This is a genomic window from Sulfitobacter sp. R86518 (genome assembly GCF_042466275.1).
GTDB lineage: Bacteria > Pseudomonadota > Alphaproteobacteria > Rhodobacterales > Rhodobacteraceae > Sulfitobacter > Sulfitobacter pontiacus.
The window spans coordinates 1,570,144-1,595,174 of the sequence record NZ_JAXHCA010000005.1 but is presented as its reverse complement, the minus strand read 5'-3'; the positions used below and the strand labels follow the sequence as shown (position 1 = coordinate 1,595,174).

Here is a 25,031-nt window from a genome sequence, read left to right as displayed (position 1 = left end):
ATGATGTGGATCGACGCTTTGTCTGCGCTAGGTTTGCAGGGATAGGTTGTATGAAGGGGGAAAGCCATGTTTCTCGGGGGGATGATACATCAGGCCGCACGGGCCATCGGGGCGTTGGTCATAGCCGGATCGGTCATGGGCGCGTCGGGCCTTGGCGCGCAAGAGCTGCGGATCACCCAGCAGGTGTCAGGACTGGAGACGCCTTGGGCGCTGGCGATTTTGCCGAATGGGGACGTGCTGGTCACCGAACGTGACGGCCGCTTGCTGCGGGTCCGCGAGGGGACCAGCCACGAGGTCGCGGGTACCCCGCAGGTCGTTGACGCAGGGCAGGGCGGCTTGCTGGACATCACGCTGGCACGGGATTTCGACAGATCGCGCACCGTATTCCTGACCTATGCCAAGGCGCTTGAGGGCGGGGCCGGTACCGCGCTTGCCGCGGCAGAGCTGTCGCAGGATGGTGCGCGGCTCGAAAATCTACGCGATCTCTTTACCATGTCACGCGGGTCTGCCGCCGGTCAGCACTTTGGCAGCCGCGTGGTCGAGGCGCGCGATGGCACGCTTTTCGTCACCGTCGGAGAGCGCGGCGACCGCCCCGCGGCGCAGGATCTGGGGCAGCACAACGGCTCCGTCGTGCGGGTGAACCGTGACGGTACTGTGCCCGCCGATAACCCGTTTGTCGGGCGCGACGACGTGCTGCCGGAAATCTGGTCCTACGGGCATCGCAACCCGCAAGGGGCAGCGCTTGATCTGGAGGGCAACCTTTGGGTGTCAGAACATGGGGCGCGCGGCGGAGACGAGGTTAACGCGGTCCGCAAGGGCGCGAATTACGGATGGCCGGTGATATCCTACGGGCGTCACTACTCCGGTGCCAAGATCGGCGAAGGCACCGCGAAAGAGGGGATGGAGCAGCCCGCCTTCTACTGGGACCCGTCTATCGCGCCCTCGGGGTTGCTGGTCTATTCGGGCAAGATGTTTCCCGACTGGCGGGGCGATATCTTCGTCGGCTCGCTCAAGTTCAATTATATCGCGCGGCTAAAGAGCGACCCGCTGGCCGAGGTGGCGCAAATCTCTACCCCCGCCACGGCACGGGTGCGCGACATCATAGAGGCACCGGACGGCGCGATCTGGTTTATCTCGGTCGGGAACGGGGCGGTGTACCGGATCAGTACCGACTAGGCGACAGGCTTGGCCGCATGCGACCCGCGTTCGCGGTAAGGCGTGGTGTTATAATGCGCTCGGTAGCATTTGGAAAAATGCGACGGCGAGGCAAAGCCACAGGCCAGCGCCACGTTGATCACGCTCATATCCGTTTGCATCAGCAGGTTACGCGCCTTTTGCAGACGCAGTTCCATGTAATAGCGTTTGGGACTGCGGTTGAGGTAGCGGCGGAACAGCCGTTCAAGCTGCCGCGTGGACATGCCGACATCGCGTGCCAATGAGGACGGGCTGATCGGCTCTTCGATATTGGCCTCCATCATCTGGATGACCTGACCCAGCTTGGGATGCCGCACGCCGATACGGGTGGGCACCGACAGACGCTGTGTGTCCTGATCCGTGCGGATAGAGCTATAGATCAGCTGGTCGGCAACGGCATTTGCCAGATCCTCCCCCAGATCGTCGGCAATCAGCTTGAGCATCAGATCGATCGAGGATGTCCCGCCCGCTGTCGTCATCCGATTGCCGTCCACCACAAAGACCGATTTTGTCAGGGTGACGTCCTCGAAATCTTCGCTGAAACTATCCTGATTTTCCCAGTGGATCGTGGCTTTCTTCCCGTCCAGCAATCCGGCCTTGGCCAGCGTAAAGGCGGCAGTGCACAGACCGCCGACCATCATGCCCTTGCGGGCCTCCCGGCGCAGCCATCCCAGCAGCTTCTTTGTCGTCGCCGCCTGCACGTCGATGCCGCTGCACACCACCAGCGTGTCGTCGCGGCCCAGATCGTCAAGATCGCCGTCCAGCGTGAATTCTGCCCCAGCCGAACAGCGCACGCGCCCGCCATCCTCGCCGATCAGACGCCAGTCATAGGCCGGGCGACCCGCCATGCGGTTGGCGATGCGCAGACATTCCACCGCCGAGGCAAAGCTTAGCATGGTAAAGTTTTCCAGCAGCACAAAGACAAAGCGGCGTGTCTTTTCAGCGTCAGGAAGAATGCGGTTGGCCAGACGGGTGTCGCTCATCACGTCGCCTTTCAGGTTTGCGTTATACGTTGGGGCAAAGTGGGCGCTGCCCTCAAAAACCTGCCGAAAACCTTGCCCACGGGCGGGGGCGAAGGTCAATAGGGTGAATTTCGGTTCTGGTCACTTGGGTCAGACCTTTATATACCACAATTTCACAATGTTTGCGCCTGACACTTCGGGCGCTGCGGACTTCGGAGAAAAATGATGACCGATTGGACAAAATCAAGCTGGCGCGACAAACCGCGGATCCAGATGCCCGACTATCCTGATCAGGACGCGCTGCGCGCGGTCGAAGCTGAATTGTCCCGTTATCCATTGTTGGTCTTTGCGGGTGAAGCGCGGCGGCTGAAAAAGCATCTGGCGGCGGCGGGCCGTGGCGAGGCGTTCTTGCTTCAGGGTGGCGATTGCGCCGAAAGCTTCGAACAATTCAGCAGCGATATGATCCGCGACACCTTCAAGGTGATGTTGCAGATGGCCATCGTGCTGACCCACGGTGCCAAAGTGCCGGTGATCAAGCTGGGCCGCATGGCGGGTCAGTTCGCCAAGCCGCGTTCAGCGCCGACTGAAACCGTGGATGGGGTGGAACTGCCAAGCTACCGCGGTGACATCATCAACGAGCTGGCCTTTACCGCCGACGCCCGTATTCCCGACCCTAAAAAGATGTTGCGCGCCTACACACAGGCCGCCGCGACCCTGAACCTGATCCGGGCGTTCTCGACCGGCGGCTATGCCGATGTGCATCAGGTGCACGGCTGGACTTTGGGCTTTACCGAAAGCGAAAAGGCGGAAAAATACCGCGAGATCGCGAACCGCATTTCAGACACGCTTGATTTCATGGCGGCGGCTGGTGTCACGTCCGAGACGGCGCATACGCTGCAATCGGTGGAATATTATACAAGCCACGAATTGCTGCTGCTGGAATACGAAGAGGCACTGTGCCGTCAGGACAGCCAGACCGGCAAATGGCTGGCGGGCTCGGGTCATATGATCTGGATCGGCGACCGGACACGTCAGCCCGATGGCGCGCATGTGGAATTTGCCCGCGGCGTTCAGAACCCCATCGGTCTGAAGTGCGGCCCGACGATGACCAGCGATGACCTCAAGCTGTTGATGCACAAGCTGAACCCCGAAAACGAAGAGGGTCGCCTGACCCTGATCGCGCGTTTCGGGGCCGGCAATGTCGGTGAACACCTGCCGCGTCTGATCAAGACCGTGCAGGAAGAGGGCGCGAATGTCGTCTGGACCTGTGACCCCATGCACGGCAACACGATCAAATCCTCAAGCGGCTATAAAACGCGGCCCTTCGATTCCGTGCTGCGTGAAGTGCGTGAATTCTTTGCGGTACATGGGGCCGAGGGCACCGTGCCCGGTGGTGTCCACTTTGAGATGACCGGCCAAGATGTGACAGAATGTACTGGTGGTGTCCGCGCCGTTCAGGACGAAGACCTGTCAGACCGCTACCACACTGCCTGTGACCCGCGTTTGAACGCCAGCCAGTCGCTGGAGCTTGCCTTCCTCGTGGCAGAGGAACTGTCGGCACGCCGGGCGAACCAACAGGTCAAAGCCGTCGGCTAACTGCCACAGCTCATGCAATAAGAAAGGCCGCGCATATCATCATGCGCGGCCTTTTTCTTTTGCTGCATCGCGGTGCGTCACATCGGGGATACCCCGTTTACTTCACGACCCGTAGATAGGCTGGCCGGTTGCGATCTCGCCGCGCGGCAAAACGCGCGGCGAGATCGGCGAAACCTTCGGGACAGGGCGCGCGCATATCCTTCTGCCACGTCCGCCCGTGGCGGGCGCGGGATCGGTGTCGTGGCAAGATCGCCGATCCGATACAAGCCCGGATGATCGATGCCATTGGATGTGATCTCCAGACAGCCAAGCATCCGGTCGATCTGCCCCATGTCACTGCGCAGCGGCAGCACCAGCATGCGCGCCTGAACGGTCGCATCCCCCGCGGTGAGCGTCATCTCTCCGGTGGCGGGCTGTGACAGAATGTGATCCAGCCAATCACTGCAGCGGCGACGCTCGGACGGGTCGAACAGAGAGATCATCGGCATCCCGCGCAGGTCCATCCCCATGGCAGTGCACAGCTGCGATCCGGCGACGCGAAACCGCGCCAGTTCAGACCGTCTGCGTTCCAGAACGAAGGCGCGATCCAGCACGGAGGTGATCTGTGCAGGATCGATCTGCGACCGGAACGGGACCGGCTGACCCCGGCACAGCCCCTGCCAATAGGCCCGCACGTCAACCATCGCGGGTGTCGGCGGCGGCATCACGCGGCGAGAGCCGGTCTGGGGCATGTCATCCAGAGGGGGAAGATGTTTCATCGGGCAGCCTTATTGCGGTCGGGACAAGAGCAGGACGGGGGGCGGCAGCGGGGCCGCGATGTATTGCCTGAGTTTAGTCAAATGAGCAGTAATTTGTAGATATAACAGCAAACTTGGTTAACAGACCGTTAAGGGGAGACCTCGTGCGGCAGAATGGCTTTTTACTTGCCCCATTTGCGACTTTCCCTTTTAAGGCGCGCAACAATCGCAATCGACAAGGACCATGCCATGATACGTTCAATGACGGGTTTCGCCTCGGCCAGTGGTGCGTCCGGCCCGCACAGTTGGGGGTGGGAATTGCGATCGGTCAACGGCAAGGGGCTCGACCTGCGCCTGCGTGTGCCCGACTGGATCGACGGGCTGGAAGCCGGCCTGCGCAAGACGCTCGGCGCTGCCATCACCCGCGGCAATGTCACCTGCAACCTGAGGATCACCCGCGAGGATGGTTCTGGCGCATTGACGGTGAACGCGGATCAGCTTGAGGTCGTGCTGGACGCGCTGCACCAGATCGAAGCGCGCGCGATGGACGCGGGTATCTCGCTTGCGCCCTCCAAGGCGACCGATATCGTCACCATGCGCGGCGTTCTTGAACAGGCGACGACGGTGGATGATGTGGCCGCCCTTTGCGCGACACTGTTGGCGGAATTCCCCACGGTGCTTGCCGATTTCAACGACATGCGCGCCCGCGAAGGGGCTGCCTTGGCGCAGGTTCTTGAGGCGCAGCTGACGCAGGTGGCAGAGCTGACGACACAGGCCGCCGCGCTGGCCGAGACGCGCAAGGACGAGATGGCACAGACGTTGCAACGCAATCTTTCGCGGGTGCTGGACAATGCCGAAGGCGTGGACGCTGACCGGCTGGCGCAGGAACTGGCGCTGATCGCCGTCAAATCCGACATCACGGAAGAGATCGACCGCCTGCACGCCCATGTGGATGCCGCCCGCGCCTTGCTGGCGCAGGACGGGGCCGTGGGGCGCAAGCTGGATTTCCTGATGCAGGAGTTCAACCGCGAGGCCAATACACTGTGCGCCAAGGCACAAAGCACCGCGCTGACCCAGATCGGGCTGGCCTTGAAGGCGGTGATAGACCAGATGCGCGAACAAGTGCAAAATGTGGAGTAAGACATGAGCGACCGACGCGGCCTATTGATCATCCTCAGCTCGCCCTCGGGGGCGGGTAAATCGACGCTGGCCCGCAAGCTGCGCGATTGGGATACCTCGCTTGAATTCTCTGTCTCGGCCACCACCCGCGCACCGCGTGTCGGCGAGGAAGACGGCAAGGACTATTTTTTCACCGCCGAGGATGATTTCCGCGCCATGGTGAACGATGGCGATATGCTTGAGCACGCTCGCGTCTTCAACAACTATTACGGCTCGCCCAAGGGGCCGGTGCAAAAGGCGATCGACAGTGGCCGCGATGTGCTGTTCGACGTGGATTGGCAGGGCGCGCAGCAGATCAGCAACTCGACGCTGAAGCAGCACGTGCTGTCGATCTTCATCCTGCCGCCCTCGATCAAAGAGCTGCGGCGGCGTCTGGAGACCCGTGGTCAGGACGCCCCCGATACCATCGCGCTGCGAATGGAGAAAAGCTGGGACGAGATCAGCCATTGGGACGGCTACGACTACGTGCTGGTCAATGACGACCTGACCGAAACAGAGGCCAAGCTGAAGTCGATCATCACCGCCGAAAGATTGCGCCTTTCGCAGCAGCCGAAACTGGTGGATCATGTGCGCGCGCTGCAATCAGAATTCGAGGACACGAAATGACGCTTTACGCTCTGGCCGATATCACCCCGCAGGTTCACGCGGATGCATGGGTTGCCCCCGATGCCAATGTCATTGGGAATGTGACGCTCGAGGCAGATGCCTCTGTCTGGTTCGGCTGTACGCTGCGCGGCGATAACGAACTGATCCTCGTGGGCAAGGGCAGTAATGTGCAGGAAAACTGCGTCTTTCACACGGACCCGGGCTGCCCGCTGATCGTGGGGGAGAACTGTACAATCGGTCACAAAGTCATGCTGCACGGCTGCACCATCGGGGATAACTCGCTGGTCGGGATGGGGGCGACGATCCTGAACGGGGCCAAGATCGGCAAGAATTGCCTGATCGGGGCAGGGGCGTTGATCACTGAAAACAAGGTGATCCCTGACGGGTCGCTTGTGATGGGCGCACCGGGCAAGGTCGTGCGCGAGCTGGACGCGGCGGCGATTGCCGGGCTGACGGCCAGCGCGAAACACTACCAAGACAACGCGCGGCGCTTTGCCAGCCAGCTTAAACCCGTCTGAGCATGGTGCTGCGCCCGCATCTGCCGGATCTGCTGGCAGCGCTGCCTTTGCCTACGCTTGCCGTTGATCGGGCTGAACGTATCGTCGCGATGAATGCGCCGGCCCAAGCCCTGCTGGGCCGTGGCGCATTGGACCGCCATTATATCAACGTCTTGCGCCAGCCTGCGGTGGTCGATGCGGTCGAACAATGCCAACAGGATGATACCCCGCGCGAGGCGCAATATCTGGCCAGCGACAACGGCAATGACACGACCTTTCGGGTGCACGTCCGAAAGGTGACCGGCATGGATTACGTCTTGCTGAGCTTTCAAGACATCACACAGGTCACCAACGCCAGCCAGATGCGCCGCGATTTCGTCGCCAACGTCAGCCACGAGCTGCGCACCCCGCTGACGGCGATGATGGGGTTCATCGAAACCTTGCGCGGCCCTGCGCGTGACGATGCCCCCGCACGGGACCGGTTTCTGGGGATCATGACCGGAGAGGCCGAGCGCATGAACCGGCTGGTGGGCGATCTGCTGTCGCTGTCCCGCGTCGAATTGGACGAACGGGTGCGCCCGACGGATAAGGTCGATCTGCGCTATGTGCTCCAATCGACCATGCGCAACCTCAACCCCTTGGCCGTAGAGGCGAATGTGACGTTGGTCGCGACTATGGGGGACGATCCGCTGCCCCTGATGGGGGATACGGACCAGCTGTTGCAGGTGTTCACGAACCTTATTGAAAACGGCATCAAATATGGTGGCGTGGGTAAAGACGTTGAAATTTCGGTCGAAACGACCTTGCGCGACCCCTCCTTGCGCGGGCCTGCGGTGCGGGTCACCATCCGCGACCACGGGCCAGGGATCGACCCTGTGCACCTGCCACGCCTGACCGAACGCTTCTACCGCGCCGACAGCCACCGCAGCCGCGCGCTTGGCGGGACGGGGCTGGGGCTGGCGATTGTAAAACATATCCTGAACCGGCACCGCGGACGGCTGAAAATCACCTCTGATCTGGGAGATGGGGCGCGATTCACGGTGATCTTGCCTATGGATGTGGCGTGATCGGGCGCATTTTGGTCAAAAAGAAATTACAATTTCCGTCCGTGTCATAAAACTGTAACATGACTGTCACAAAAGCTCAGTGTCGCCCGCCTATTGGTGCGGCAAGATCACCATGGGGGTGGTCAGACAAATCTAAGCTGACAGGAGACATCATGTCGCTCGTTAAACTCACCACTTCCGCGCTGGCCATTGCCGCCGTATCCGCAACCGCCGCTGCCGCGCGTGATCAGGTACAGGTTGCCGGTTCCTCCACTGTTTTGCCCTATGCGTCCATCGTTGCCGAAGCCTTTGGCGAAAACTTCGATTTCCCGACACCTGTTGTTGAATCCGGTGGGTCCTCGGCGGGTCTGAAGCGTTTTTGTGAAGGTGTTGGCGAGAACACAATCGACGTGGCAAACGCCTCGCGCCAGATCAAAAGCTCCGAAGTCGAAGCCTGCGCCGCGAACGGTGTGACCGACATCATCGAAGTTCAGATCGGCTATGACGGCATCGTGTTTGCGTCTGACATCAATGGCAACACATTCGAATTCACCCCCGAAGACTGGTACAAAGCCCTGTCCGCCGAAGTCGTTGTCGACGGCGAGATCGTGGCGAACCCCAACAAAATGTGGTCCGATGTGAACGCCAGCTTCCCCGAGCAGCCAATCCAGGCCTACATCCCCGGCACCAAGCACGGCACACGTGAAGTTTTCGAAGAAAAAGTGATCCTGGCAGGCTGTGAAGCCACCGGCGACTTCGAAGCGTTCAAAGCCGCCAATGGCGACGACAAGAAAGCCGCTGAAAAAGCATGTATCGCGCTGCGCACCGATGGTGTGTCCGTGGACATCGACGGTGACTACACCGAAACGCTGGCGCGCATCGAAAGCAACAAAGACGGCATCGGCGTCTTCGGTCTGGCCTTCTACGAGAACAACACCGACAAGCTGACCGTCGCCAACATGAGCGGCGTTGAGCCCACCGTTGAAACCATCTCGAGCGGCGACTACCCCGTATCCCGCCCGCTGTTCTTCTACGTCAAGAAAGCGCACATCGGCGTGATCCCCGGCTTGAAAGAATATGCCGAGTTCTTCGTGGCAGACGAGATTGCTGGCCCCGACGGTCCTTTGGCTGAATACGGTCTGGTCTCCGACCCAGAACTGGCGAAAACACAGTCGGTTGTTGCTGAAGAAACTGTAATGGGCAGCGGTTCCTAAACCCTGTCTGACGATCCGGAGGCGCTGCGAGGTGCCTCCGGATTTTTGCTGCCGACTGATACTTTCCAAACAATGATAGCCTGAAATAGGCTGCGACCGGGGGCCACCATGCGCGATATTTTCAATGTGGGATCTACCACGCTCTTAGTTGCCGTTGTTTTGATATTAACAGTCCTTGCCTATGGTCTGGTGCGCAGCCGGGCCATGTCGTCCGTCTCGGGCGATGCGCGCAAGCTGCACTCCCTTCCGAATTACTACGGCTATAATGCCGCCATGCTCACCGCCATTCCGGCGCTGTTTGTGCTGGCGATCTGGATGCTGGTCCAGCCGATGCTGATCCAGAACGCGGTCATCGACATGATCCCGCAAAGCGCTGTGAACGAAGGCTCTTCGGTCAATCTGGTGATGAGCGACGTGCGCCGCGTGGCCAACGGGCTGGACGCGGCCGTGCAATCGGGCGCGCTGGATGCGCAAAGCGCCCGTGATCTAGACGTGACCGGCACCGATGTGCGCGCACTGCTGGCGGGCACGGGCGTGGCGCTAGGGTCTGACGTGACGCCAGAGGTGCTGGCCGCCGCGCAGCGCTACCGGTCAATGGAATACACCGGCCGCTGGCTGATGATCGCGGTGATCTCTGTTTTGGCGCTGGCCGGTCTGTTCATCGCGATGCGCACCGCACGGGCCGATTTTCGCGCGCGCAATACGGTGGAACGTTTTCTGCTGGGGTTGCTGGTGCTCGCCGCGTCGCTGGCGATCCTGACCACCGTGGGTATCGTCCTGTCGATGTTGTTCGAGACGCTGAATTTCTTCCGCCTGCATCCCTGGCAGGATTTCTTTCTGGGCACCACATGGGCCCCGAACTTCCGCGGGGACAGTGACCTGTCGATCCTGCCGCTGCTCTGGGGGACGCTCTATATCTCGATCATCGCGCTGCTGGTGGCCGTGCCCATCGGCCTCTTTGCCGCGATCTACCTGTCGGAATACGCCAACAACAAAGTACGCTCTTTCGCCAAGCCTTTGCTGGAGATCCTCGCCGGTATCCCGACCATTGTGTACGGTCTGTTTGCCTTGCTGACAGTGGGGCCGTTCCTTGTGAACATCTTTGGCCGCGGCGAGAATGGTCTGCTGGGCGTCGACTGGATGAGCGGGGCGACATCGGTCCTGACGGCGGGGCTGGTCATGGGCATCATGCTGATCCCCTTCGTTTCTTCGCTGAGCGACGATATCATCAACGCTGTGCCGCAATCGATGCGCGACGGGTCGTTTGGCCTGGGCGCGACCCATTCCGAAACCATTCGCCAGGTCGTGTTGCCTGCCGCTTTGCCGGGGATCGTGGGGGCTGTGCTGCTCGCCGCGAGCCGGGCCATCGGCGAGACGATGATCGTTGTTCTGGGGGCAGGGGCCATCGCCCGCATCTCGGGCAACCCGCTGGAAGCGATGACCACCATCACCACCCGTATCGTCAGCCAGCTGACCGGGGATACCGACTTTGCCAGCCCTGAAACGCTGGTCGCCTTTGCCCTTGGTCTGACGCTGTTCGTGCTGACCCTGGGGCTGAACGTTCTGGCGCTTTATATCGTGCGCAAATACCGGGAGCAGTACGAATGACCGACATGCCCAACACCGCAACGCCGCGCCATTCGCTGCTGAAGCCCGACGCGCGCACCGTCAAACGCAACCGTGCAGAGGCCCGTTTCAAATCCTACGGTATCGCGGCCATCGCCGTGGGCCTGCTGATGCTGGCGATCTTGCTGACCACAATCATTGGTCGCGGCGTAGGGGCCTTTCAGCAGACGTTCCTGACGCTGAACGTGCAACTGCTTGAGGAGAAGCTGGACAAGAACGGCAACCGGAATCTGGACGAGATCAAGAAGGTATCGACCTTCGGCTACGCGCCGCTGATGGCCGCCGCGCTTGAGGCCAAGGTGGCCGAGACCGGGATTACCACGGACCTAAAGCCCAAGGATATGGCGGGCATCCTGTCCAAGGATGCGGCGGCACAGCTGCGTGACTTTGTGCTGGATAACCCCGAGCTCATCGGCACCGCGGTCGAGTTTGAATTCCTGACCAACAGCCGCGTTGATGGCTATATGAAGGGCCGCGTCACCCGCGACAGCATCGCCAACGACAAAAGCATCAGCGCAGAGCAGCTTGATCTGGTGGACGCCCTTGTCGCAGATGGGGCGCTGGAAAAACGCTTTAACATCGATTTCATCACAGGTGCCGATGCGTCTGATGCCCGACCCGAGGCGGCGGGCATGGGGGTCTCGATGCTTGGCTCGCTCTTTATGATGCTGGTGGTGCTGGCGCTGGCGCTGCCCATCGGGGTCGCCGCGTCGATCTACCTTGAAGAATTCGCCCCCAAGAACCTGCTGACCGATATCATCGAGGTGAATATTTCTAACCTCGCCGCGGTGCCGTCGATTGTCTTCGGTATTCTGGGTCTGGCGGTTTTCATCAACTATATGCACCTGCCAAACTCGGCCCCGCTGGTGGGCGGGCTGGTGCTGACGCTGATGACGCTGCCGACGATCATCATCTCGACCCGCGCCTCGCTGAAATCTGTCCCGCCCAGCATCCGTGACGCGGCACTGGGGGTGGGGGCGTCGAAGATGCAATCGGTGTTCCACCACGTGCTGCCTTTGGCTGCTCCGGGTATCCTCACTGGCACGATTATCGGTCTGGCGCAGGCGCTTGGTGAAACGGCCCCGCTGCTGCTGATCGGGATGGTGGGCTTCATCGCCTCGAACCCGCCCGACGGCATCGCATCGGGGCTGATGGATCCGAACTCCGCCATGCCGGCGCAGATCTACGAATGGGCCAAACGCGCCGATCCCGCGTTCTATGAACGCGCCTGGGGCGGTATCATCATCTTGCTGGTCTTTTTGATCACCATGAACGCCATCGCCGTAATGCTGCGGCGCCGGTTCGAGCGGCGCTGGTAAGAATGAAAGGCAAGGCTATGAAAGACAACGTAATTTCGGAGACGGACGTGACAACGAACCAAACAAAAATCGCCGCCCGCAACGTGCAGGTTTTCTACGGGGACACCCACGCGATCAAGGATGTCTCTGTCGATATCCAAGACAAAACCGTCACCGCCTTTATCGGACCATCGGGCTGCGGGAAATCGACTTTCCTGCGGTGTATCAACCGGATGAACGACACGATTGATATCTGCACCGTCAAGGGCGATATCCTGATCGACGGCGAAGACATCTATGACAGCGCGGTCGATCCGGTGCAGCTGCGCGCCAAGGTCGGCATGGTGTTCCAGAAGCCGAACCCGTTCCCGAAATCGATCTATGACAACGTGGCCTACGGCCCTCGCATCCACGGTCTGGCCCGCAACAAGTCCGAGCTTGACGATATCGTTGAACGCGCCCTGAAACGCGGTGCCATCTGGAACGAGGTCAAGGACCGTCTGCATGCGCCCGGCACCGGCCTTTCTGGCGGGCAGCAGCAACGTCTGTGCATCGCCCGTGCCGTTGCGACCGAACCCGAAGTGCTGCTGATGGACGAACCCTGTTCCGCACTTGACCCGATCGCCACCGCGCAGGTCGAAGAGCTGATCGACGAGCTGCGTCAGGACTATTCGGTCGTGATCGTCACACACTCCATGCAGCAGGCCGCACGGGTGAGCCAGAAAACAGCGTTCTTCCACCTTGGCAATCTGGTGGAGTTCGGCGAGACCGACAAGATTTTCACGTCGCCCGAAGACCCTCGGACGGAAAGCTACATCACTGGCCGGATTGGATAAGTATCATGCAAGATCAACATATTGTCTCTGCCTTTGACCGTGACCTCGAAAGCGTTCAGGCACAGATCATGAAAATGGGTGGCATGGTCGAAGATGCCATTCGCCTTGCCGCACAATCGCTGGAAACCCGCGACGAAGAGCTGGCCGATCAGGTCCGCGGCGGGGACAAGGCGATTGACGCGCTCGAAGAGCTGATCAACGAACGCGCCGCCCGCATCATCGCCCTGCGCGCGCCCACAGCCGTGGATCTGCGGCTGATCCTGAGCGTGATCAAGATCAGCGCCAGCCTGGAACGTATTGGCGACTATGCGAAAAACATGGCCAAGCGTAATTCAGTGCTCGCGCAGCTTCCGGCAGTTGCTGATAGCGCCGGTGCCATCCGCCGCATGTGTAAAACAGTTGAATCCATGCTCAAGGACGCGCTGGATTCCTATGTGCAGCGCGACGCAGAACTGGCGATGGACGTAATCGCACGCGATGAAGACGTCGATCAGATGTACAACGCGCTGTTCCGTGAATTCCTCACCTTCATGATGGAAGACCCGCGCAACATCACATCGTGTATGCACCTGCATTTCATCGCGAAAAACGTGGAACGCATGGGCGATCTGGTGACATCGATCGCGGAACAGGTCGTCTATCTGGTGACCGGCACCCATCCGGACGAGGACCGCCCAAAGGCGGATAACACCTCCACCAAGCTGAAGGGGTAGAACCATGTCGGCGGCGCAGCCCCAGATCCTGTTGGTGGAAGACGAACCCGCACAGCGCGAAATTCTGGCGTATAACCTTGAATCCGAAGGGTTTGACGTAAGGCGGGCCGAGAATGGCGAAGAAGCGATCCTGCTGGTGGCAGAGGCGCTGCCGGACCTGATTATTCTCGATTGGATGATGCCGCTGCTCAGCGGGATCGAGGTGTGCCGGCAGCTCAAGACCCGCGAAGATACGCGTAATATCCCCGTGATCATGCTCTCGGCACGGTCAGAAGAGGTGGACACCGTGCGCGGGCTAGAGACGGGGGCGGATGATTACGTGGTCAAACCCTATTCCATGCGCGAGCTCATGGCCCGTGTGCGCACCCAATTGCGCCGTGTGCGCCCGGCATCGTCGGGCGCGGCGCTCAGCTATGCCGATATCACGCTGGACACGGAACGCCACCGCGTGAACCGCGCCGCGAACGAGCTGAAACTGGGCCCGACAGAATACCGGCTGCTGGTCACCCTGTTAGAGCGTCCGGGCCGTGTGTTTAGCCGCGATCAGCTGCTGGATCACGTCTGGGGCCGCGATATCTATGTCGACACGCGCACCGTGGATGTGCACATCGCGCGGCTGCGCAAGGCGCTGACATCTCACGGTGGCGATGACCCGATCCGCACGGTGCGCGGTGCAGGTTATGCATTAGGGTAGGGCGCTTACCCGTTGAATTGTATTACTTCTTGGCGTTGATCCGCCAAGCCTTCGATGCCCAGTTCAACGACGTCGCCCGGTTGCAGGTACACCGGCGGCTTAAAGCCCATGCCAACGCCGGGCGGTGTGCCGGTGGCGATCACGTCTCCGGGCAGCAAGGTCATGAAACGGCTGAGAAAAGAGATAATCTCGGCCACCGAGAAGACCATCGTGCGGGTATTGCCCGTCTGGCGACGGGTGCCGTTCACATCAAGCCATAGATCAAGGTTCTGCGGGTCCGGCACCTCGTCTGCGGTCACCAGATACGGGCCGATGGGCGCGAAGCTGTCGCAGGACTTGCCCTTGACCCACTGACCGCCGAATTCGATCTGAAAGGCGCGCTCTGACACGTCGTTGAAAGTCGCATAACCCGCCACATGGGACAGCGCGTCGGCCTCGGACACATGCTGCGCCTTGGTGCCGATAACGACCGCAAGTTCAACTTCCCAATCGGTTTTCTCGGAATCCTTGGGGATGATGATCGGGTCGTTGGCACCGGTGGCCGCGCAGAGTTTGCTAAACAGTATCGGGTGATCGGGCACATCCATGCCAGCTTCTGCCGCGTGGTCGGAGTAATTCAGCCCGATACACAGAATACGACGTATGTCATTGATCACAGGGGCAAACCGGCCCGTGATGACAGGCAAGGCCGAAACGTCCACATCGCGCAGCTGGTCCAGCGCTGCGGGTGCCATTGTCACAAGCTCGATATCCGTCAGATGCTGCGTCAGATCGCGCGCGGCACCATCTGCGTCAATCATCGCAGGTTTTATCCCGTCAGGGGTTTCGATACGGCAGAGTTTCATTAGCTAATCCTGTGTTTGTGAGGGGTGCGTATGGGCCTAACCTGAATCTCATAATCAGTATTATGTAAATAATTGGTATGCCTTGGGTGATGTTTTGCTGTTAAAGTGCCTCATAAAGCACTGAAAAGTATTATAAAAAGTCGCTTCTTCATCCAATTTATTCATTCACCCATCCGCGCGGCTTCTTGCTTTACCCCGTTGTTCTGCGTGCCATAATCCACATGCGCCAAGCCGATGCAACTGTAAGCGATCGGCGCTTTGGCGGCTGCTGAACGAAAGGAAGAATATGACGCTCAAGATGTCTTCGGCGGATATGGTCGCCGCTGCCCGTGCGCGTATCCGCGAGATCGAAACGCCTGATCTGATGGCCATGCAGGCGGATCCGGATGTTGTTGTCGTTGACCTGCGCGATATCCGTGAACGCCAGCGCAGCGGCTATATACCTGGCAGCTTTCACGCACCGCGCGGCATGATCGAATTCTGGGTCGACCCTGACAGCCCGTACTTCAAAGAGATCTTCGGTCAGGACAAAACCTTTGTCTTTCACTGTGCCTCTGGCTGGCGATCGGCGATCACCACGGCGACGCTGCAAGACATGGGCTTTGACGCGGCGCATCTGCGTGAAGGTTTTTCGACATGGGAAAAGCACGGTGGTCCGGTCGAATACCCTGAAAAGAAAGACTAACGACGCCGAGGCGCCTGTGCTACGTCTGCGCCACCACACAGCAACAACAAGGCCATCTCTATGACATCCATTCTGATCCTGAACGGTCCGAACCTGAACCTGCTGGGCACGCGCCAGCCCGAGGTCTATGGCAAGACGACTTTGGCCGATGTCGAGGCGCTGTGCCGCGAGAAAGCGAAGATGCTCGGGTTTGATGTGGCGTTTGAGCAGTCCAACCACGAAGGCGCGCTGATCGATCTGATCCACGCGGCCAAAGGCAAACATGCCGGGATCGTGCTGAATGCCGGTGCCTATACCCATACGTCGATTGCGCTGATGGATGCGATCGCCTCGGTCGAGCTGCCGGTTGTCGAGGTGCACCTGAGCAACATCCACGCGCGCGAGGAATTCCGGCACCGGTCTTACATCGCGCCTGTGGCTCTGGGTCAGATCTGTGGGTTTGGTGCGCAAGGTTATCTGATGGCCTTGGACGCGCTGAAAGCTCACCTAAAGGATTAGAATTCATCGCTTAGTAACTGATTTATAATAAAAAAGGGCGAAGGTGCCGATGCGCCCTCGCCCTTTCTCTCATCTGCTGTGTGACAGCTTAGCCTTTGGCGGCTTTTGCAACTTCTGCTGCGAAGTCTTCTTTAACGACTTCGATGCCTTCGCCAACTTCAAGACGGACGAAACCGGTGATGGTCGCGCCAGCTTCTTCTGCGGCTTTGCCGACGGTCAGGTCAGGGTTCACAACGAATGCCTGGTTCAGCAGTGTCACTTCGGACATGTATTTCTGCATACGGCCAATGATCATTTTCTCGATCACAGCTTCCGGCTTGCCGAACTCGCGTGCGATGTCCATTTGAACCTGCTTTTCTTTTTCAACAACAGCCGGGTCCAGATCCGCTTCGGACAAGGACGCAGGGTTCACAGCGGCGATGTGCATCGCGATCTGTTTGCCCAGCTCTTCGTTGCCGCCGGTCATTGCGACCAGAACACCGATTTTGCCCATGCCGGGTGCTACAGCGTTGTGCACATAGGACACGACCTGATCCCCATCGATGGACTGCATGCGGCGCACCGACATGTTCTCGCCGATTTTCGCAATGGCGTCGGTGATCACGGTCGAAACGGGCTTGCCGCCCATGTCAGCCGCGTTCAGCGCGTCAACGTCGGACACACCGGTAGCAACATCTGCGATACCGGACACCATTTTCTGGAAGTCAGCGTTTTTGCCAACGAAGTCGGTTTCGGAGTTCACTTCGACAGCAACACCGTGGCCGCCTTCGACTTTAACGGCAACAAGGCCCTCGGCCGCGGTGCGGCCGGATTTCTTGGCTGCTTTCGCCAGACCCTTGGTGCGCAGCCAGTCAACGGCTGCTTCCATGTCGCCATCTGTTTCAGTCAACGCTTTTTTCGCGTCCATCATGCCGGCACCGGTTGTGTCGCGCAGTTCTTTGACCATGGATGCTGTGATTGCCATCGCTTTGGTTCTCCTTGAATTGGGATAAATTGAGGGGCAGAGCGTCCTGCACCACTGTCTCAATCATGTAATGGTTTTGTGACAGGCAGAGGGAAACATGCCCCCTGCCCGTCTCTTTCGCGTCGCTTACGACTTGGCGTCGGCCAGCGTTTCCTTCTTGGATTCGATATCCAGAGGTGCGTCTTTTGCCATTGCGTCGTTCGAAACGGTTTCTTCCGAAGCGTTGCCAACTTCGACACCACCGTCGATCAGGGCTTCTTCTTCGGGCGCTTCTTCCATCGCACCGATATCAACACCTGCGGCACCCAGCTGCGCGGACATACCGTCAAGCGCGGCACGTGCGGCCAGATCGCAATACATGTGGATCGCGCGGGCGGCGTCGTCGTTGCCCGGGATGATGTAGTCGATCCCGTCGGGGGAGCAGTTGGTGTCGACAACAGCGATTACCGGGATGCCCAGTTTGTTCGCTTCGGCCACGGCCAGTGCTTCTTTTTTCACGTCGATGACGAAGATCAGGTCAGGGCGACCGCCCATTTCACGGATACCACCCAGCGATGCTTCCAGCTTCGCTTGGTCACGTTCCATGCCAAGACGCTCTTTCTTGGTCAGGCCGGAGAAGCCACGCTCGGACTGTTCGTCGATGGACTTCAGACGCTGGATGGATTTGGAAACGGTCTGCCAGTTTGTCAGCGTGCCGCCCAACCAACGGTGGTTCATGTAGTATTGTGCGCATTTCTCTGCGGCTTCTGCGATCGGCTGTGCCGCCTGACGCTTGGTGCCAACGAAAAGAATGCTGCCGCCTTTGGCGACGGTGTCACGGATGACTTGCAGCGCCTGGTCCAGCATTGGAACAGTCTGTGTCAGGTCCATGATGTGGATGCCGTTACGCGCGCCGTAGATGAACGGACCCATGCGTGGGTTCCAGCGCTGTGTTTGGTGACCAAAGTGTACGCCTGCTTCAAGCAGTTGGCGCATGGAGAACTCAGGAAGAGCCATGTCTTTATACCTTTCCGGTTTTGCCTCGTCGGGGGTCTCGATCCCGGAATGGGACCAACCGGCGGACGTTCAAGGATTTCTCCCTCAAAGGCCCAACCCCGACTGCGGGTTTAAGTGACGCGCGTATAGTCCGGATTTTCACGCTTCGCAAGGTCCAAGGCGCATGTTTTAGCCATTGGGGCCTTATATCAGCGCAATTCAGTGGGGTTTGGGGCTGCAAGCCCCGCCGAGGGATGGGCCGCGCGCACCTGCGCTTCACAGGCTTGGGCCAGGGCTTTGCGGTTCTCGAAATCGGCGACGGCCAGCGGCGTGTGATAGATCGTTGTCACCTGCCCCTGCCGCAGGGACGCCAAGGTCCGCAGCAGATGGCCGCCAAAGCTCATGTCGCCCCACCAGCCATAAAACCGTGGGTCGGTCCCATCGGGAGCGGTATAGAGCACGGTCACAGGCTGCACCCAGATCACGTCGCGCAGTTCGGGCGCGAAGAAGGACTGGAAGAGCGTGGTTTTGAACGGCAAGACCTGCAGGCCATCGGTGCTGGTGCCTTCGGGGAAGAACAACAGCCGGTGGTTGTCGAGCAAGCGCTGTTGGAACACCTCGGTCTGTTTGCGCGCGTGTTTCGGGTTGCGTTCAATAAACAACGTGCCGGTCGCCTTGGCGAGCCAGCCAATGCCGGGCCAGCTGGCGACTTCGGACTTGGACACAAAGTATATCCGCTGCGCCGCGTTCAAGCTGAAGATATCAAGCCAGCTGGTGTGATTGGCGACGACAGCGCCCCTGTGGCGCATCGGGGTGCCGATAACCGCGCGGCGTAACCCCATGATCAAGAATGCGGTTTTGCAGACGATCTGGGTGATATGCGGGGTCACGGGGCGACCCTGCCCATATAGCGGGCGCTCTATCAGGCGGATCGCGAGCAGGATCACCAGCCCCACAAGAACCACCGTCGCCAGCGTCATCCCACGCAGCAGCATCAGCACCCAGCCAAGGGGCCCGACGGATACCGGTGTCGGGTGGTCGGCGCTGTCCCAAGCCGCGCTCATCCTTGCTGTCCGCTGTAGATCTTGGCCTGCCGCTCGCTAAGCCGGGCGGTGTCGAGCATCAAAAGCACATCCGTCGTGTTGAAGTCATGGTCGATAAAGGCCCCCTCGCCCACACATCCGCCAAGCCGCAGATAGGCTTTGATCAGGCTGGGCATCTGCACCATCGCCTGACGCCGGTTCAAGATGTCGGCGGGGATCAGGTTCATCTCTTGGCGTGCCTTTGGCAAGGCGGTGACCCGCAGATCGGGCGGCGCGAGGTAGGTGTGATGCAGCAGCGACAAGGGCTGCGCCAATGCCTCGGCCTGGGTGCCATGAAAGCTCGCGACGCCAAAAAGGATCTCTATCCCGTGTTCCGCCACATAAGAGGCAAGCCCCGCCCAAAGCTGGTGCATCGCGATGCCCCCGCGATAGGACGGATGCAAACAGGACCGCCCCAGCTCGAGTATCTCGCGGCCAGAGGATTTGAGCGCGGTCAGATCATATTCGTTTTCCGAATAGAACCCGCCTGCCCGATCCGCCATATCGCGGCGGATCAGCCGGTACACGCCAACGGTTTGCTGGGTTTTGCGATCAATAAGCAGCAGATGGTCCACGAAATCGTCGTATTGATCGACCTCTAGCCGGTTTTCGTGATCCACCAAAGGCCCACCCGCCCCCAGCTCGGTGACAAAAACGTCATACCGCAGCCGCTGCGCCGCATGAAGATCCGCTTGGGTGCGCGCCAGACGGACTTCGAACTCTGCCGCTTTTGCAATGATCATGGGCTGGTTTCGTCTCCGGTCGCAATCACGCGGATAAATAGGCAGTTGCCGCCCGTTGCGCAATGCTTGCCCCACGTCGCGGTGGTTTTCGGCGAAAAATTAACGATTTGCTAACGAAGAGCCTTCATCAAAGACGGGGGTGAGCATCACCCGATGACTATCGACCACGATCTTGCCCTCGCTGCGGAAGTTTACCGTGACCTTGCCGCTGATATTGCTTTGCACCTGCCCCACGCCCCAATCGGGATGTGCGGGGTGGCGTACAAGCATTCCGGGTGTCAGTATCGCATTCAGGTCTTCCAAGCGTGCGTCCTTTCTGCGGCGCGGTGTGGGGGGCAGCTATTTAGGGCCAGCAATTTAGGCCAGCTAATTAGGGGGCGTCCCATGGTAGAAACCGACACTGATCTTGCCGCCTTGATCGGCAGCCGCATCTGTCATGACTTGATATCGCCGGTGGGCGCAATCAACAATGGGCTTGAGCTGCTTTTGATGTCGGGCATGAATATGAGCCCCGAAGTCGCGCTGATCGATGAAAGCGTGCGCAACGCCAGTGCGCGGCTACGGTTCTTTCGCGTGGCTTTCGGCGAGGGCGACGCGCAGCCTGTCCCTGCCCAAGAAACAAGCGGTATCCTGCGTGATCTATATGCCCAGTCCAAATGGCAGGTATCCTGGCCCGACGGCGTTGCCGCGCCGCGCAATGCGCTGCGGATGGTGTTCCTGAGCCTGCTGTGTCTGGAAACGGGGATGCCCTACGGTGGGCAGATCACCATAGATCACCACGACGCGGGATGGGACATCACCGGCACGGCTGACCGGCTAAGCATCAATGCCGCGCTTTGGGGCGTGCTGGCGGGGCAGTCCCGGGCAGAGCGTCTAACAGCTTCGCAGGTCCAGTTCGGGCTGTTGCCCGCCATCGTGAAAGACAGCGGGCAACAGTTAACATCCATCGTGACAGAAACGACCATCACCCTTGGGATCACGGCTTAGCTGCGTACGGCCCCATCGCCACGCACCAGATACTTGAAGCTGGTCAGCTGCTCGGCACCGACGGGCCCGCGCGCGTGCATTTTGCCGGTGGCGATCCCGATTTCGGCACCCATGCCAAACACTCCACCATCGGCGAATTGGGTGGAAGCATTGTGCATCAGGATCGCAGAATCCAGCCGCGTCATGAATTTGGTCGCCGCCGCATCGTCTTCGGTAATGATGCAATCGGTGTGGTTCGAGCCGTAGGTGCGGATATGGGTGATCGCATCGTCGATACTGTCCACGGTTTTCGCCGCGATGATCATATCAAGGTATTCGTGCCCCCAATCATCCGCCGTGGCCGGCACGGTGCCTTCGATCTCGGTCAGCGCGCCATCGGCGCGCACTTCGACGCCAGCGTCCAGCAGCGCCTTGATCACACCCTTGCCAATCGTCCGCGCCACTTTTTCATGGATTAGCAGGCATTCAGCCGACCCGCAAATGCCGGTGCGGCGGGTCTTGGCGTTCAGCACGACTTTCAAAACCTTCTCGGGGTCGGCGTTTTCATCGATATAGATGTGCACGATGCCTTCGAGGTGGGCAAAGACCGGCACCCGCGCTTCGCGCTGCACCAGACCGACCAGCCCCTTGCCGCCGCGCGGGACGATCACATCAATCGTGTCGGTCATGGTCAGCATCTCGCTCACTGCGGCGCGGTCGCGCGTGGGCACCAGCTGGATTAAATCCGCAGGCAGATCAGCGGCTTCGAGCCCCTCTTGTAAGGCGGCATGGATCGCGCGCGAGGAATGGAAGCTTTCGGAGCCGCCCCGCAAGATCACGGCATTGCCCGCCTTGAGGCAAAGCGCACCGGCATCCGCTGTCACATTCGGGCGCGATTCATAGATCACGCCGATGACACCCAAAGGCGTGCGCACGCGCTGGATGTTCAGGCCCGTCGGCTGATCCCATTCGGTCAGCACCTGCCCCACGGGATCATCCTGTGCGGCGATGCTGCGCAGGCTGTCGGCGATGGCGCTGATGCGCGCATCATCCAGCAACAGCCGGTCCATCATCGCGTCAGAGAGACCCTTGTCGCGGCCAAACTCCAGATCTTTGGCGTTCGCGTCCAGAATATCGGCGCTGCTGGCCATCAGCGCGTCGGCGGCTTTTTCAAGCGCGGTCTGCTTTTGGTCGGCACTGGCAAAGCCCAATGTCGCGGCGGCGGCTTTGGCGCGCGCGCCAATATCCGCCATCAACGCGGGAATGTCGTCTGTCTGTGTCATATCCAAGGTCATAACCTAATTACTGCTTTTTTGTCATTTCGGGTTGCCCTCTACCTAAAGCCTTCGGCGAGGATTTTAAACCATTTGGATGTCAGGAAAGCGCAAGATCGTCCCGATGGATCAAAGCAGCACGCCCCGGCGCGCCCAGAATGGCCTCGATCTCAGAGGATTGACGACCTTTGATCAGCTCTGCCTCTGCGGAGGTATAGCGTGTCAGCCCGTGCCCGATGGGGCGCCCATCTGGGGCCAGCAGCGCGACGGAGTCGCCGCGCCCGAAGGGACCGGAAACAGCGGTGACACCGGCGGGCAAAAGCGACTTGCCCTTGGACATGGCAGCCACTGCACCGGCATCCAATGTGACGCTACCGCGCGGTTTGAGTGCCGTAATCCATTGTTTGCGCGCGGTTTGGGGGTCGGATTGCGCGGTGAACCAGGTGGCGTTGGCCCCGTTTTCGAGGGTCAGCAAAGGCCGCAACGGTGATCCTTCGGAGATGGCCATGGCGCAGCCCGCGGCGGTCGCGGTTTTCGCGGCCATCAGCTTTGTCTTCATGCCGCCCTTGGACAGACCAGAGCCCGCATCGCCCGCCTGCGCCTCGATCTCTGGGGTGATCGTGTCGATCACCTCATAGCGGATGGCATCGGGGTCGTCATTGGGGTTGGCAGAATAGAAACCATCCACATCCGACAGCAGGATCAACCGATCGGCTGCCACGGTCACGGCGATCTGCGCCGCGAGCCGGTCATTGTCGCCAAAGCGAATCTCGTCCGTGGCAACGGTGTCATTCTCGTTGACGATGGGTACCGCCCCCATGGACAACAGCTGTTCCATCGTGGCGCGGCTGTTGAGATACCGCCGACGATCCGCGCTGTCTTCCAGGGTGACAAGCACCTGCGCGGCGGTGATCCCGTAGGGTTCCAGCGCCTCTTCATAGGCGCGGGCGAGACGGATTTGCCCCACCGCCGCCGCGGCTTGGGATTGTTCCAGCGCAAGCGTGGTTGGCGGCAGCCCAAGCACACCACGCCCCAAAGCGATGGAGCCCGAAGACACCAGTACCACATCCTTGCCCTGCCCCTTGAGCCACGCCACATCCTGCGCGAGACTTTGCAGCCAATCGCGGCGCAGTTGGCCGGTGGCCCGATCGACGAGCAGCGCCGAGCCGATTTTTACAACGATACGGGTGCCGTCGCTTAGGGTTGCCAAGGTGCCTCTTCTTCATCTTCGGAGCGGAAACGCAGCCGGTCGTCGTCAATCTGGCCACGCAAAGCCCGCAGCACCTCGGTGACGCCTTCGCGGGCGACGCCAGACATCATCATGACCTCTGCGCCGCAGGCTTTTTCCAATTCCTCGCGGGCGGTTACGCGATCATCTTCATCCAGTGCATCAATTTTATTCAGCACGGTGATCCGCGGTTTATCCGCCAGCTCGCCGCCGTAGGCTTCGAGTTCGTTGATGATGGTCTGGTAATCTTCGGCAATGGTGTTCGACGTGCCATCAACCAGGTGGAGCAGCACGGCGCAGCGTTCGACATGGCCCAGAAACAGATCGCCCAGACCGCGCCCTTCGGACGCGCCTTCGATCAGGCCGGGGATATCGGCGACGACGAATTCGGTATTATCCACCCCCACAACGCCCAGATTGGGGTGCAGTGTGGTAAACGGGTAATCGGCAATCTTTGGCCGCGCGTTCGATGTCGCGGCGAGGAAAGTCGATTTGCCCGCGTTCGGCAGGCCGAGCAGACCCACATCCGCGATCAGCTTGAGACGCAGCCACAGCGTGCGGTCCACGCCTTCCTGTCCGGGATTGGCACGGCGCGGTGCCTGGTTCGTCGCGGATTTAAAATGCAGGTTCCCCCAGCCGCCGTTGCCGCCCCGCGCCAGTTCGACCCGCTGACCAAGCTCTGTCATATCCGCCAGCACGGTTTCCTGATCCTCATCAAGGATCTCGGTGCCCACGGGGACGCGCAGGATGATGTCATCGCCATCCTTGCCGGTGCGCTGCTTGCCCATGCCAGGCTGGCCGTTCTTGGCAAAGAAGTGCTGCTGGTAGCGGAAGTCAATCAGCGTGTTCAGCCCGTCGACGGCTTCGGCCCAGACCGATCCGCCCGACCCGCCGTCTCCGCCATCGGGACCACCGTATTCAATGTATTTTTCGCGCCGGAAAGACACGCAACCGCCCCCGCCTGCGCCAGAGCGGATATAGACTTTGCACAGGTCAAGAAACTTCATCAAAAGGGCCTTTCGGGGCACGTGTGGTCATAGTTTATGGCTATACGTCCAGGTTGGTACGCAGGTCTCGCGCGCCAGACAATAGGTTTCCGCATTGCCAAGATAGCGGAAGCCCGCATTTGTCAACACTTTGGCAGAGGCAGGGTTGTCGCGAAACACCGAGGCGAACATATTTTTGTTGCGCAGCGGATTGGCCTGCACCAGCGCCTGTACCGCCTCGGACGCGAGATGCGTGTTCCAGAACGCAGGGGCGACCCAATAGCCGACTTCGGATTGATCGCGGTCCATCCGGATGAGGGAAATCACGCCCATCACCTCGGAGCCGCCGGTTTTCAGCCCGTCCATGACCCAGACATCCTCTGTCCGCGGGGTGCTGGTGGCGCGGGTGATGAAGCTTTCGATCACGCCGGGCGGTAGCGGGTGCGGAATGGATGCGGTGCGCATCGCCACCCGTGGATCGCTGGCATAATGTTCGATCATCCCACGATCTGACATGCGCACAGGGCGCAGATCAAACCGTTCTGTTTCAATCACTTGCTGTTGCGACACTGTTAAATCTTCCATCG

General features: G+C 60.1%; 27 protein-coding genes. 15 read left to right on the top strand and 12 right to left on the bottom strand.

The features are described from left to right. Nucleotides 1-66: 66 nt before the first annotated feature. A complete protein-coding gene (locus SJY36_RS08730) occupies nt 67-1,176 on the top strand; it encodes a PQQ-dependent sugar dehydrogenase (RefSeq protein ID WP_386174342.1) in 1,110 nt (369 codons plus the stop codon). On the opposite strand, the gene SJY36_RS08725 is transcribed toward SJY36_RS08730, so the two are convergent. Then, nucleotides 1,173-2,177 (bottom strand): GlxA family transcriptional regulator, encoded by a 1,005-nt coding sequence (locus SJY36_RS08725; RefSeq protein ID WP_180827738.1) that lies wholly within the window; start codon nt 2,175-2,177, stop codon nt 1,173-1,175. The two genes, SJY36_RS08730 and SJY36_RS08725, sit on opposite strands and share 4 nt — an antisense overlap. A gap of 204 nt (nt 2,178-2,381) precedes the next feature. Between SJY36_RS08725 and SJY36_RS08720 the strand changes: the two genes are divergently transcribed. Continuing rightward, nucleotides 2,382-3,752, top strand: coding sequence for a class II 3-deoxy-7-phosphoheptulonate synthase (locus SJY36_RS08720; protein ID WP_386174339.1), 1,371 nt, complete (start codon nt 2,382-2,384; stop codon nt 3,750-3,752). Nucleotides 3,753-3,829: 77 nt separating this feature from the next. Here the strand turns inward: SJY36_RS08720 and SJY36_RS08715 are convergent, their stop codons facing one another. Beyond that, complete coding sequence (locus SJY36_RS08715; RefSeq protein ID WP_386174336.1) at nt 3,830-4,510, bottom strand: PAS domain-containing protein; 681 nt, start codon at nt 4,508-4,510, stop codon at nt 3,830-3,832. 228 nt (nt 4,511-4,738) lie between these two features. Here SJY36_RS08715 and SJY36_RS08710 point away from each other — a divergent pair, with 228 nt between their 5' ends. The 10 genes from SJY36_RS08710 (at nt 4,739) to phoB (ending at nt 14,198) form a co-directional block, all read left to right on the top strand. Further along, complete coding sequence (locus SJY36_RS08710; RefSeq protein WP_386174333.1) at nt 4,739-5,629, top strand: YicC/YloC family endoribonuclease; 891 nt, start codon at nt 4,739-4,741, stop codon at nt 5,627-5,629. Nucleotides 5,630-5,632: 3 nt separating this feature from the next. Next, nucleotides 5,633-6,274 carry a guanylate kinase gene (gene gmk / locus SJY36_RS08705; RefSeq protein ID WP_005853615.1) on the top strand — a complete coding sequence of 214 codons (642 nt, stop codon included), beginning with the start codon at nt 5,633-5,635 and terminating at the stop codon, nt 6,272-6,274. After that, a complete protein-coding gene (locus tag SJY36_RS08700; protein WP_386174330.1) occupies nt 6,271-6,792 on the top strand; it encodes a gamma carbonic anhydrase family protein in 522 nt (173 codons plus the stop codon). The genes gmk and SJY36_RS08700 overlap by 4 nt, the downstream gene beginning before the upstream one ends. A 2-nt stretch (nt 6,793-6,794) precedes the next feature. Next, entirely contained in the window at nt 6,795-7,838 is a 1,044-nt protein-coding gene (locus tag SJY36_RS08695; RefSeq protein ID WP_386174327.1) for a sensor histidine kinase, read from the top strand. Between the two features lie 152 nt (nt 7,839-7,990). Continuing rightward, entirely contained in the window at nt 7,991-9,031 is a 1,041-nt protein-coding gene (locus SJY36_RS08690; protein WP_005853609.1) for a substrate-binding domain-containing protein, read from the top strand. A 108-nt stretch (nt 9,032-9,139) separates the two neighbouring features. After that, nucleotides 9,140-10,639 carry a phosphate ABC transporter permease subunit PstC gene (pstC, locus tag SJY36_RS08685; RefSeq protein WP_050766209.1) on the top strand — a complete coding sequence of 500 codons (1,500 nt, stop codon included), beginning with the start codon at nt 9,140-9,142 and terminating at the stop codon, nt 10,637-10,639. Then, nucleotides 10,636-11,976: a phosphate ABC transporter permease PstA gene (gene pstA, locus SJY36_RS08680; RefSeq protein WP_260002520.1), complete on the top strand. Its 1,341-nt coding sequence runs from the start codon at nt 10,636-10,638 to the stop codon at nt 11,974-11,976. Before pstC ends, pstA begins: the two co-directional genes overlap by 4 nt. A gap of 17 nt (nt 11,977-11,993) precedes the next feature. Continuing rightward, the gene (pstB, locus tag SJY36_RS08675; protein WP_005853603.1) at nt 11,994-12,791 is read left to right on the top strand and encodes a phosphate ABC transporter ATP-binding protein PstB; all 798 of its coding nucleotides are present in this window, start codon (nt 11,994-11,996) and stop codon (nt 12,789-12,791) included. Between the two features lie 5 nt (nt 12,792-12,796). After that, a complete protein-coding gene (gene phoU, locus SJY36_RS08670; RefSeq protein ID WP_009824650.1) occupies nt 12,797-13,504 on the top strand; it encodes a phosphate signaling complex protein PhoU in 708 nt (235 codons plus the stop codon). A gap of 4 nt (nt 13,505-13,508) precedes the next feature. Continuing rightward, nucleotides 13,509-14,198, top strand: coding sequence for a phosphate regulon transcriptional regulator PhoB (phoB, locus tag SJY36_RS08665; RefSeq protein WP_005853599.1), 690 nt, complete (start codon nt 13,509-13,511; stop codon nt 14,196-14,198). Nucleotides 14,199-14,203: 5 nt separating this feature from the next. On the opposite strand, the gene SJY36_RS08660 is transcribed toward phoB, so the two are convergent. Further along, nucleotides 14,204-15,043, bottom strand: a complete 840-nt coding sequence (locus SJY36_RS08660) for a fumarylacetoacetate hydrolase family protein (protein ID WP_386174321.1) — start codon at nt 15,041-15,043, stop codon at nt 14,204-14,206. Nucleotides 15,044-15,329: 286 nt separating this feature from the next. Between SJY36_RS08660 and SJY36_RS08655 the strand changes: the two genes are divergently transcribed. Further along, entirely contained in the window at nt 15,330-15,728 is a 399-nt protein-coding gene (locus SJY36_RS08655; RefSeq protein ID WP_386174318.1) for a rhodanese-like domain-containing protein, read from the top strand. Nucleotides 15,729-15,788: 60 nt separating this feature from the next. Continuing rightward, nucleotides 15,789-16,226 (top strand): type II 3-dehydroquinate dehydratase, encoded by a 438-nt coding sequence (gene aroQ, locus SJY36_RS08650; RefSeq protein WP_386174315.1) that lies wholly within the window; start codon nt 15,789-15,791, stop codon nt 16,224-16,226. 88 nt (nt 16,227-16,314) lie between these two features. Here aroQ and tsf read toward each other — a convergent pair whose 3' ends face one another. The 5 genes from tsf to SJY36_RS08625 form a co-directional block, all read right to left on the bottom strand. Further along, a complete protein-coding gene (gene tsf, locus SJY36_RS08645) occupies nt 16,315-17,190 on the bottom strand; it encodes a translation elongation factor Ts (RefSeq protein WP_386174312.1) in 876 nt (291 codons plus the stop codon). A 126-nt stretch (nt 17,191-17,316) separates the two neighbouring features. Further along, nucleotides 17,317-18,186 carry a 30S ribosomal protein S2 gene (rpsB, locus tag SJY36_RS08640; RefSeq protein ID WP_005853591.1) on the bottom strand — a complete coding sequence of 290 codons (870 nt, stop codon included), beginning with the start codon at nt 18,184-18,186 and terminating at the stop codon, nt 17,317-17,319. Between the two features lie 188 nt (nt 18,187-18,374). Further along, entirely contained in the window at nt 18,375-19,229 is an 855-nt protein-coding gene (locus SJY36_RS08635; protein ID WP_386174309.1) for a lysophospholipid acyltransferase family protein, read from the bottom strand. After that, the gene (locus tag SJY36_RS08630; protein ID WP_184582049.1) at nt 19,226-19,990 is read right to left on the bottom strand and encodes a GNAT family N-acetyltransferase; all 765 of its coding nucleotides are present in this window, start codon (nt 19,988-19,990) and stop codon (nt 19,226-19,228) included. Before SJY36_RS08630 ends, SJY36_RS08635 begins: the two co-directional genes overlap by 4 nt. A gap of 99 nt (nt 19,991-20,089) precedes the next feature. Then, nucleotides 20,090-20,293, bottom strand: coding sequence for a DUF3553 domain-containing protein (locus SJY36_RS08625; RefSeq protein WP_005853586.1), 204 nt, complete (start codon nt 20,291-20,293; stop codon nt 20,090-20,092). An 81-nt stretch (nt 20,294-20,374) separates the two neighbouring features. Between SJY36_RS08625 and SJY36_RS08620 the strand changes: the two genes are divergently transcribed. Continuing rightward, entirely contained in the window at nt 20,375-20,977 is a 603-nt protein-coding gene (locus SJY36_RS08620; protein ID WP_386174305.1) for a histidine phosphotransferase family protein, read from the top strand. On the opposite strand, the gene SJY36_RS08615 is transcribed toward SJY36_RS08620, so the two are convergent. From SJY36_RS08615 to SJY36_RS08600, 4 genes are all read right to left on the bottom strand, one after another. Continuing rightward, a complete protein-coding gene (locus SJY36_RS08615; protein WP_386174303.1) occupies nt 20,974-22,251 on the bottom strand; it encodes a glutamate-5-semialdehyde dehydrogenase in 1,278 nt (425 codons plus the stop codon). The genes SJY36_RS08620 and SJY36_RS08615 overlap by 4 nt on opposite strands. A gap of 79 nt (nt 22,252-22,330) precedes the next feature. After that, complete coding sequence (gene proB / locus SJY36_RS08610) at nt 22,331-23,440, bottom strand: glutamate 5-kinase (RefSeq protein ID WP_386174300.1); 1,110 nt, start codon at nt 23,438-23,440, stop codon at nt 22,331-22,333. Continuing rightward, nucleotides 23,428-24,465 carry a GTPase ObgE gene (gene obgE, locus SJY36_RS08605; RefSeq protein WP_289081094.1) on the bottom strand — a complete coding sequence of 346 codons (1,038 nt, stop codon included), beginning with the start codon at nt 24,463-24,465 and terminating at the stop codon, nt 23,428-23,430. The genes proB and obgE overlap by 13 nt, the downstream gene beginning before the upstream one ends. A gap of 27 nt (nt 24,466-24,492) precedes the next feature. Next, nucleotides 24,493-25,029, bottom strand: a complete 537-nt coding sequence (locus SJY36_RS08600) for a GNAT family N-acetyltransferase (protein WP_005853576.1) — start codon at nt 25,027-25,029, stop codon at nt 24,493-24,495. Between the last annotated feature and the right edge of the window lie 2 nt (nt 25,030-25,031).